General features: G+C 71.4%; 2 protein-coding genes. Both read left to right on the plus strand.

Annotated elements, in window-relative coordinates:
• The coding region (locus ACFYQ6_RS34790; protein ID WP_388766847.1) for a type I polyketide synthase at window positions 1–6686 on the plus strand (6686 nt) is incomplete at its 5' end.
• Window positions 6687–6725: 39 nt separating this feature from the next.
• The coding region (locus ACFYQ6_RS34795) for a type I polyketide synthase (RefSeq protein ID WP_388766849.1) at window positions 6726–10567 on the plus strand (3842 nt) is incomplete at its 3' end.

Genomic DNA, 10567 nt, shown 5'->3' on the forward strand with positions numbered 1-10567 from the left:
AGGCTCCGGGTGCGGTGGAGCTGGCTGCCGAGTTGCGGGAGGCGGGTGCTGTCGTCACGGTCGCTGCGTGCGACACGGGGGACAGGGACGCGCTCGGCGCGCTGCTCGCCGGCATCGACGCCCAGCACCCCCTCACCGGCGTCGTGCACGCCGCGGCGGTGGCCGACAACGGACTCACCGGCACACTCACGGCCGAGCGACTGGACGCCGTGCTGCGGCCGAAGGCCGACGGTGCCTGGCACCTGCACGAGCTGACCCGCGACCTGGACCTGAAGCAGTTCGTGCTGTTCTCCTCCGCAGGCGGTCTGGTTCTCGCCGCCGGACAGGGCAACTACGCGGCGGCCAACGTGTTCCTGGACGCCCTCGCCCTCCACCGGAGGGCCGCCGGACTGCCCGCCACCTCACTGGCGTTCGGCATGTGGGCCGTGGACACCGGCCTCGGCGGATCCCTCTCCGAGGCCGACCTCGACCGGATGAACCGGCTCGGCACTCCCGCCTTCGCCGTCGAGGAAGGGCTGGCCCTCTTCTCCGCCGCCCTCGGCACCGGACTCCCGGCTCTCGTACCGCTGCCCGTGGACGCCGCCGCTCTCTCGGCCCGCTCCGGCGAGCTTCCCGCACTCCTGCGGGACCTGGTGCACCGCCCCGGCCGCACGGCTCGGCGCGCCGCTGCCACGGGCGCGGCCGGGGCGGAGGCCCGGCTCGGCGGACTTCTCGTCGGCACCGCGGCCGAACGCTCCCGGGCCCTGCTCGAACTGGTCAGGGCCGAAGCCGCCACCGTGCTCGGCCACAGCGGAGCCGAAGGCGTCAGCCCGGACCGGGCGTTCAAGGACATGGGCTTCGACTCGCTCGCGGCGGTGGAGTTCCGTAACGCCCTCACCGGTGCCACCGGCGTACGGCTCCCGGCCACCCTCGTCTTCGACCACCCCAACTCCCGTGCGGTCGCCGACTTCATCGGCTCGCGGCTGGACGGCGTCTCCGCCCCTGCGGCACCGGCCGTGCGTGCCGCCGTGCCCGCAGCCGCCGACGACCCGATCGCCATCGTCAGCATCAGCTGCCGCTTCCCCGGCGACGTCAGAAGCGCCGAGGACCTGTGGCAACTGGTCGCCGAAGGCCGCTCGGCCATCACCGGATTCCCCGCCGACCGTGGCTGGGACGCCGACGCCCTTTACGACCCCGAGCCCGGAATTCCGGGCAAGACCTACGCCCGTGACGGCGGGTTCCTGCACGACGCCGCGGACTTCGACCCCGAGTTCTTCGACATCATGCCGCGCGAGGCCCTGGCCATGGACCCCCAGCAGCGGGTGCTGCTCCAGGGGGCCTGGGAAGCCATCGAGCGTGCCGGGATCGCTCCGGACTCGCTGCGCGGCTCCCGGACCGGCGTCTACGTCGGCATCATGTACCACGACTACGGCTCCCGGGCCGGCACCGTGTCCGATGAACTGACGCCCTACCTGGGCAACGGCAGCGCCGGTTCCATAGCGTCCGGGCGCGTCTCCTACGCCCTGGGTCTGGAAGGCCCGGCCGTCACCGTGGACACCGCCTGCTCGTCGTCCCTCGTGGCCCTGCACTCGGCGATCCAGGCCCTGCGGTCCGGTGACTGCGACATGGCACTGGCCGGCGGCGTCACCGTGATGCCCAACCCGGACATCTTCGTCGACTTCAGCCAGCAGCGGGGCCTGGCGGCCGACGGCCGCTGCAAGTCCTTCTCCGCAGGCGCGGACGGCACCGGCTGGTCCGAGGGACTCGGCCTGCTCCTGGTGGAGCGGCTGTCGGACGCCCGGCGGAACGGTCACCCGGTGCTCGCGGTGGTGCGCGGCTCGGCCGTGAACCAGGACGGTGCGAGCAACGGACTCACGGCCCCCAACGGCCCCTCCCAGCAGCGCGTCATCCAGCAGGCCCTGGCCTCCGCCGGCCTCACCACGACCGACGTCGACATGGTCGAGGGCCACGGCACCGGCACCCGCCTCGGCGACCCGATCGAGGCCCAGGCCCTGCTGGCCACCTACGGCCAGGAGCGCCCGGAGGGGCAGCCGCTGTGGCTGGGCTCCATCAAGTCCAACATCGGCCACGCCCAGGCCGCAGCCGGCGTCAGCGGCATCATCAAGGCCGTGATGGCACTGCGCCACGGCCAGATGCCCGCGACCCTGCACGTGGACCGCCCCTCGGACCAGGTGGACTGGTCGGAGGGCGCCGTGGAGCTGCTGACCGAGGCCCGTGACTGGCCCGAGACCGGCCGCCCCCGCAGGGCCGCTGTCTCGTCCTTCGGGCTCAGCGGTACCAACGCCCACATCATCCTGGAGCAGGCCGCGGAGCCCTCCGCCCCGCAGGCCCCGGAGCGCCTCGCCGATCCGGCCACGGACGCCGTGCCCGTACCGCTCGCCCTGTCCGCGACCGGCGCGACATCGCTGGCCGCCCAGGCGGAGCAGCTCCACACCCACCTGGCGGACAACCCCGAACTCGACCTGTACGACCTCGGGTTCTCCCTGGCCACCTCCCGTGCGGCGCTGGATCACCGCGCGGTGGTGCTGGCGGCGGACAAGGAACAACTGATCGCCGGTTTGGCTGCGTTGAAGGACGGGCGCGAGAACTCCACTGTCGTTCAGGGCATTGCGCGGTCGGTCGGTGCACTGGCGTTCCTGTTCACGGGTCAGGGTGCGCAGCGGGTGGGGATGGGGCGTGAGCTGTACGGCGCGTTCCCGGTGTTTGCTGCGGCTTTTGATGCGGTGGTGGTGGAGCTGGACGGCCATCTGTCGGGGTCGTTGCGGGATGTGGTGTGGGGTGAGGATGCGGGGGTTCTGGAGCGGACGGAGTTCACGCAGCCTGCGTTGTTCGCGTTCGAGACGGCGTTGTTCCGGTTGCTGGAGTCGTGGGGTGTGCGCCCTGACTTCCTGGCCGGGCATTCGGTGGGTGAGCTGACGGCCGCGCACGTGGCGGGTGTGCTGTCTCTGGCGGATGCGGCGCGGTTGGTGGCTGCGCGTGCGCGGTTGATGCAGGCCCTGCCGGCGGGTGGGGCGATGGTCGCCGTGCGTGCGTCGGAGGACGAGGTCCTTCCGTATCTGACGTCGGACGCGGTGGGCATCGCTGCGGTGAACGGTCCGGACGCGGTGGTTATCTCCGGTGCCGAGGATGAGGTGCTGGAGGTCGCCGCCCGCTTCGAGGCGGAGGGCCGTAAGACGAGTCGTCTGCGGGTTTCGCATGCGTTCCACTCGCCGCTGATGGAGCCGATGCTGGCCGAGTTCCGTGCGGTCGCCGAGAGCGTGTCGTTCGGCGAGGCCCGTATCCCGGTGGTCTCCAACGTCACCGGCGAGCTGGCAACCCCCGACGACCTGCGCACCCCCGAGTACTGGGTGCGCCACGTTCGGGAAGCCGTGCGTTTCGGGGACGGTGTTCGCGCCCTGTCAGCCGCCGGGGTGTCCGTGTTCCTGGAGGTCGGTCCCGACGCGGTGCTCACCGCGTTGGCGCAGAATTCGGCGGCCGACGCGGTGTTCGTGCCGGGTCTGCGCCGTCAGCAGAGTGAGCCCGAGGCGCTGGTCACGGCGCTTGCGCGGCTGCACACCGTGGGTCATGTCCCGGACTGGGCCGCCTTCTACGCGCCCACCGGAGCCCGCCGCGTAGACCTGCCCACCTACGCCTTCGAGAAGCGGCACTTCTGGCTGGACGCCGCCGAGGCGCCTGCCGTGGACGCCGCCGGTCTCGGTCAGGTGGCCGCCGGGCATCCGCTGCTCACGTCCGTGGTGGTCTCGCCCGAGGGAGGCAGCGTGGTCCTCACCGGTCGCCTTTCGGTGACCACGCACCCGTGGATCGCCGACCACGACGTGCTGGGTACCGTGCTGCTGCCCGGCACCGGTTACGTCGAACTCGCGCTCCGTGCCGCCGAGGAGGTCGGCTGCGACCTGGTCGAGGAACTCGTCATCGAGGCGCTGATGCCCCTGCCGGAGAACGGTGACGGGGTCGCGGTGCAGGTGGTCGTCGGCGCGCCCGACGACGCGGACCGCCGCTCGCTGGCCGTCTACTCGCGCGTCGAGGACGCGCCGCCGCAGGTGGAGTGGACCCGGCACGTCTCCGGATACCTGGCCGTCGAGAACCGTGAGCCGGTCACTCCCGAGGAGCTCGACGTCGGCTACGGGGTCTGGCCGCCGGCCGGTGCCGAACCGGTCGACGTCAGCAACGTCTACGACTACCTGACCGCGCAGGGCTATCACTACGGTCCGATGTTCCGCGGCCTCAAGGCGGTATGGCAGCGCGACAAGGAGGTCTTCGCGGAGGTCGCCCTCCCGGACTACGCACGGGACGAGGCCGCGCGGTACCGCATGCATCCGTCCCTGCTGGACGCGGCGCTCAGCGCCACGGACTTCCTCGGCGGCCGGAAGCCCCAGGACGTCGGTGCCTCCATGCTGCCGTTCTCCTGGTCCGGTGTGTCCCTGCACTCGGGCGGCGCCGCCTGCTTCCGCGTACGGATCAACTGGACGGGATCCGACGAGGCGGTCGGCTCCGACGCGGTCCGGCTGGAGCTCGCCGACGAGCACGGCACGCCCGTCGCGAGCGTCGAGTCCTTGGTGGTCCGGGCCGTCACGCCCGACCGGGTCTCGGCAGCCGCCGCGGCATCCACCGGAACCCGTCACCTCGAGTCGATGTTCCGGCTGGGCTGGAGCCAACTGCCGGTCGGAGCACACTCCGACGCCACCCTGGGCGACTGGGCCGTCGTCGGTGAGGACGATCTCGGTCTCGCAGCCGACCTCGGCCTCGCTCCCGGCGCCCTGCCGGTCCATGCCGACCTCGCCGCGCTGCGCGCCGTCGTCGACGCCGGCACCAAGGCGCCCGAGCTGGTCCTCCACCGCTGCTCCGGCGCGGCGGAGGGCGACGATGTGGCCGAGCGCACCCACCGGACGGCGGCGGAGGTCCTCGGGCTCGTCCAGGACTGGCTGGCCGACCCCCGGTTCGCCGACTCGCGGCTCATGCTCCTCACCCACGGCGGTGTACTCACCGAGACCGAACCCTCCGAGGAAACGCCGAACGATCTCTCGCAAGCCCCCGTCTGGGGCCTGATCCGGTCTGCGCAGCAGGAACATCAGGACCGCCTGGTCCTGGTCGACCTGGACGGCTCGGCCACCGCCCGTCGGACGCTGCCCGCCGTGGCTTCGCTCCGCGAACCGGAAGCTGCGGTTCGCGGGAGCGAGGTGAAGGTGCCGCGGCTGGCCCGGGTCTCCGCAGCCGAGGGAGACACGCCGCAGACGTGGGGTCCGACCGGCACGGTCCTGGTCACCGGTGGTCTCGGCGGCCTCGGAGCGGTGCTCGCCAGGCACCTGGTCAGCGCCCACGGCGTCCGCCACCTGGTGCTCACCGGCCGCCGTGGCGCCGAGTCACCCGGTGCTGCTGCGTTGCGCGACGAACTCGGCGCACTGGGCGCCGAGATCACCGTCGCGGCCTGCGACACGGCCGACCGTGACGCCGTGGCCGGCCTGCTCGCCGCGATCCCGGCGGACCAGCCGCTGACCGCGGTGGTGCACGCGGCCGGAGTGATGGACAACGCCCTGATCGACGCGCTGACCACCGAGCAGCTCGACGGGGTGTTCCGGCCCAAGGTCGACGCGGCCTGGCATCTGCACGAGCTCACCCGGGACATGCCGCTGAAGGCATTCGTCCTGTTCTCCTCGGTGTCCGGCCTGGCCATGGGAGCGGGCCAGGGCAACTATGCCGCGGCCAACCGCTTCCTGGACGCGCTCGCCGCCCACCGCAGGACCCAGGGGCTTCCCGCGGTCTCGCTGGCCTGGGGCCTGTGGGCCACCCGGACCGGCCTCGGCGGCGCCGGAGTCGACGAGGACCTCGAGGAACAGCGGATGGCGGCCATGGGCCTGCCCGCGCTCTCCTCGGCCGAGGCACTGGTCCTCTTCGACCAGTCGCTCGGCCTGGCCGCACCGACCGTGGTGCCGCTGAGGATCGACGCCGCGGCGATGACCGCGTCCGGCTCCGTGCCGGCCGTGTTCCGCGAAGTCGTACAGCGCTCCACCGCGCGCGCCGCCCGCCCGGCCGCCGGCACTCAGGGGACCCGCGGCACCCAGCGCGCCCGGGGCTCCGCACCGGACACGCAGAGCACCCAGTCGCTCGAAGAGCGTCTCGCGGCACTGCCGGGACAGGAGCGCGACCGGGTCCTCCTGGACACCGTGCGCACCCACGTCGCGGCCGTCCGGCATGACGAACCGGACGCGATCGACGTGGAGAAGGGCTTCACCGAGCTGGGTCTGGACTCGCTCGCCGCGATCGAGCTGCGCAACCGTCTCAGCTCGGCGACCGGGCTGCGGCTCCCCGCCACACTGATGTTCGACTACCCGAACCCGATGACCCTGGCGAAGTTCCTCCTGGAGGAGCTCCTGCCCGGCATCGAAGCCCTGGCACCGCCCACCTCCGCTCCGGCCGCGAACGGCACGGGCGGCGGCGCACAGGCGCCGGCCGCGTCCGGTGACGACGCCGAACTCCAGCGGCGGATCGGGACCGTCTCCATCGCCCGCCTCCGCGAGGCCGGACTGCTGGACACCCTGCTCCAGCTCTCCGCGGAGACCCCGGCACCTGGCAACGGGTCCGAGGAATCCGGCAGCGACGGCGGCAGCGACAGCACCCGCAGCGACGCGATCAAGAGCATGAACATCGAGGACCTGGTACGGGCCGCTCTCGGCACCGACAAGTCCTGACAGCATCCGGTCACCCAGCGAGAAACCAGGGACAATCACGTGGAAGCATCCGCTGAGCAGATCGTCGAAGCACTGCGCTCGTCCATGCTGGAGAACGAACGGCTGCGACAGCAGAACCAGCAGCTCGCCGACCGTGCCGACGAACCCGTCGCCATTGTCGGCATGGCGTGCCGCTACCCCGGCGGCGTACGCACCCCGGAGGAGCTGTGGCGCCTGGTCCGTGACGGCAAGGATGCCGTTGCCGGGTTCCCCACGGACCGAGGCTGGAACCTCGACGCTCTGTACGACCCGGAGCCCGGCGTCGCCGGCAAGTCCATCGCCCGCGAGGGTGGCTTCCTCTACGATGCCGTGGACTTCGATCCCGAGTTCTTCGGGATCAGCCCCCGCGAGGCGCTGGGTATGGACCCGCAGCAGCGGATGCTTCTGGAGACCGCCTGGGAGGCCTTCGAGAGCGCGGGCATCGACCCGACGTCCGCAAAGGGCTCCGCGACCGGGGTCTACGCAGGCGTGATGTACCACGACTACGGGCCCGGCAGCAGCGACGGCAGCCTGGTCACGGGCCGGGTCGCCTACACCCTTGGGCTGGAGGGCCCGGCGGTCACAGTGGACACGGCGTGCTCCTCCTCGCTGGTCGCCCTGCACTGGGCCGCCCAGGCCCTCCGCAAGGGCGAGTGCACGCTCGCCCTCGCCGGCGGCGTCACCGTGATGACGGAACCCGACATGTTCGTCTACTTCAGCGAACAGCGCGGCCTGGCGGCCGACGGCCGTTGCAAGTCCTTCTCGGCGGGCGCGGACGGCACGGGGTGCTCCGAAGGCGCCGCGCTCATCCTGCTGGAACGCCTCTCCGACGCCCGTGCCAACGGGCACCCGGTGCTCGCGGTGATCCGGGGCTCCGCCCTCAACCAGGACGGTGCCTCCAGCGGGCTCACCACCCCCAACGGTCCCTCCCAGCAGCGGGTCATCCGGCAGGCGCTGGCCGATGCAGGCCTGACCGCCGCCGACATCGACACCGTGGAGACCCACGGCACGGGCACCACCCTCGGAGACCCCATCGAGGCACAGGCCCTGATGGCCACCTACGGCCGTGAGCGTGCACCCGGCGGAGAGCCGCTGCTCCTCGGCGCTCTGAAGTCCAACCTGGGGCACACCCAGGCCGCGGCCGGGGTCGGCGGCGTCATCAAGATGGTCCTGGCCATGCGCGAGGGCTTCCTGCCCGGCATCGTCCATCTGGACGAGCCCACCCCCCAGGTGGACTGGTCCGCGGGAGCCGTGGAGCTGCTGACCGAAGCCCGGGAGTGGCCGGAGACCGGGCGCCCCCGGCGAGCCGCCGTCTCCTCCTTCGGGATCAGCGGTACGAACGCCCACGTCATCGTCGAACAGGCCCCGTCCGCCGACGAGGTCACCCCGACCGTTGCCGGCAGCCCGCGGCGTACCCCGTCCGTGATTCCCTGGGTGTTCTCCGCGAAGACCCCGCAGGCCCTCACGGCCCAGGCCGAACGGCTACGTGATCACCTCACGGCCCACCCCGAAGCCCGGGCGCTCGACATCGCCCACTCCTTGGCCACGGGCCGAGCCACGCTCGAGCACAGAGCGGTCCTCATCGGCGAGAACCGCGACGAACTCGATGCCGCACTGGCCGACTTCGCCCGGAGGGAGACTCCTGCCCCCCTGCGCCGCCGAGGCCGAACGGCGTTCCTGTTCACGGGGCAGGGTGCGCAGCGGGTGGGGATGGGGCGTGAGCTGTACGGCGCGTTCCCGGTGTTTGCTGCGGCTTTTGATGCGGTGGTGGCGGAGCTGGACGGTCATCTGTCGGGGTCGTTGCGGGATGTGGTGTGGGGTGAGGATGCGGGGGTTCTGGAGCGGACGGAGTTCACGCAGCCGGCCCTTTTCGCTTTCGAGACGGCGTTGTTCCGGTTGCTGGAGTCGTGGGGTGTGCGCCCGGACTTCCTGGCCGGGCATTCGGTGGGTGAGCTGACGGCCGCGCACGTGTCGGGTGTTCTCTCGCTGGGGGATGCGGCGCGGTTGGTGGCTGCCCGTGCGCGGTTGATGCAGGCGTTGCCGGCTGGTGGCGCGATGGTCGCCATCCGTGCGTCGGAGGACGAGGTTCTTCGGTATCTGACGTCGGACGCGGTGAGCATTGCTGCGGTGAACGGTCCGGAAGCGGTCGTCATCTCCGGTGCTGAGGATGAGGTACTGGAGGTCGCCGCCCGTTTCGAGGCGGAGGGTCGCAAAACGAGCCGTCTGCGGGTCTCGCACGCCTTCCACTCACCCCTGATGGAACCCATCCTGGAGGTGTTCGGCCAGCTGGCCGCCACCCTCACCTACAACAGCCCGAACATCCCCGTCGTGTCGAACGTCACCGGGGAGCTCGCCACCGTCGCCGAACTCCGCTCGCCCGAGTACTGGGTGCGGCACGCGCGGCAGGCTGTGCGCTTCGCGGACGGCATCCATTACCTGGAGTCCAAGAACGTCACGACGTTCCTCGAGATCGGTCCCGACACCGTACTGTCAGCGCTCGCGCAGGACTGTGTCTCCGCAGGAGACGAGCAGCAGGACGCCGCCGCCCTGATCCCGACCCAGCGGCGTGACCGTTCCGAGGAACGCGAACTGCTGGCCGGGCTCGGCGCGGCACACCTCCGAGGTGTACCCGTCGACTGGAGCGCGTTCCTTCAGGACAGCGGAGGCCGCCGTGTAGACCTGCCCACGTACGCCTTCCAGCGACAGCGCTACTGGCAGGAGAGCTTCACCAACGCGGCGGCCAAGGGTGACGCTTCCGGTGCGGGGCAGACCGCCCTCGATCACCCCCTGCTCCGAGCCGCCGTGAGCACGCCGGACGAGAGGGTGGTCCTGACGGGCCGGCTCTCCCTCAACTCCCACCCCTGGCTCGCTGACCACGGTGTGCTGGGGAGTGTGCTGGTGCCGGGGACGGGCCTGGTGGAGCTGGCCCTGCGTGCGGGTGAGGAGGTCGGGTGCGGGCTGCTGGAGGAGCTGACCCTTCAGGCTCCCCTCGTGCTTCCTGACAGCAACGGGATGCAGGTCCAGGTAGCCGTCGATGCTCCGACCGAGGACGGCGGGCGGCAGGTGGTCGTCCACTCGCGGCCGGAGGGCGACTCCGAGGCACCCTGGACCCTCCACGCCGAGGGGACGCTGCGCCCGGATGCACCTTCTCCTGACTTCGATCTGGTGGCGTGGCCGCCGGCTGGTGCGGTGTCGGTGCCCGTATCGGGTGCGTATGAGCGGCTGGCTGAGCAGGGATATGAGTATGGCCCGGTGTTCCAGGGCTTGAAGGCTGTCTGGACGCGAGGTGAGGAGATCTTCGCCGAGGTCGCCCTTCCTGACGAGGCCCATGAGGATGCGGGCCGGTTCGGACTGCACCCCGCTCTGCTCGACGCCTCCCTGCACGCGGCGATGATCACCGAAACCCCTGCTGACGGTGCCCCGCACTTGCCGTTCTCGTGGGCGGGTGTGTCGCTGTTCGGGGTGGGTGCGTCGGTGGTGCGGGTGCGGATCGTGCGGGGTGGTACGGGTCAGCTGGCGTTGGAGGTGGCTGATGGTGCGGGAGTTCCCGTGTTGTCGGTGGGGTCGCTGGTGGCGCGTGAGGTGTCCGCTGAGCAGTTGAGTGCGGGTGGGCGTGGGGCTGCTGGTGGTTCGTTGCTGGCGGTTGAGTGGGGTGTGGTGGCTGGAGGCTCGGCCGCTTTTGATACGGGTTCGTTCGCCTGGTGGGAGGACGTTCCCGCCGCCGGTGAGGTGGATGCGGATGCGGTGGTGTTCGCGGTGCCGGAGGCGCCTGGGGCGGATGTTCCGGGGGCGTTGCGGGGTGTTGTCGGTGGGGTTTTGGGTGTGGTGCAGGGGTGGTTGGCGGATGAGAGGTTCGCTGATGG

It is taken from the genome of Streptomyces sp. NPDC005494, assembly GCF_042872025.1.
Classification (GTDB): Bacteria; Actinomycetota; Actinomycetes; order Streptomycetales; family Streptomycetaceae; genus Streptomyces.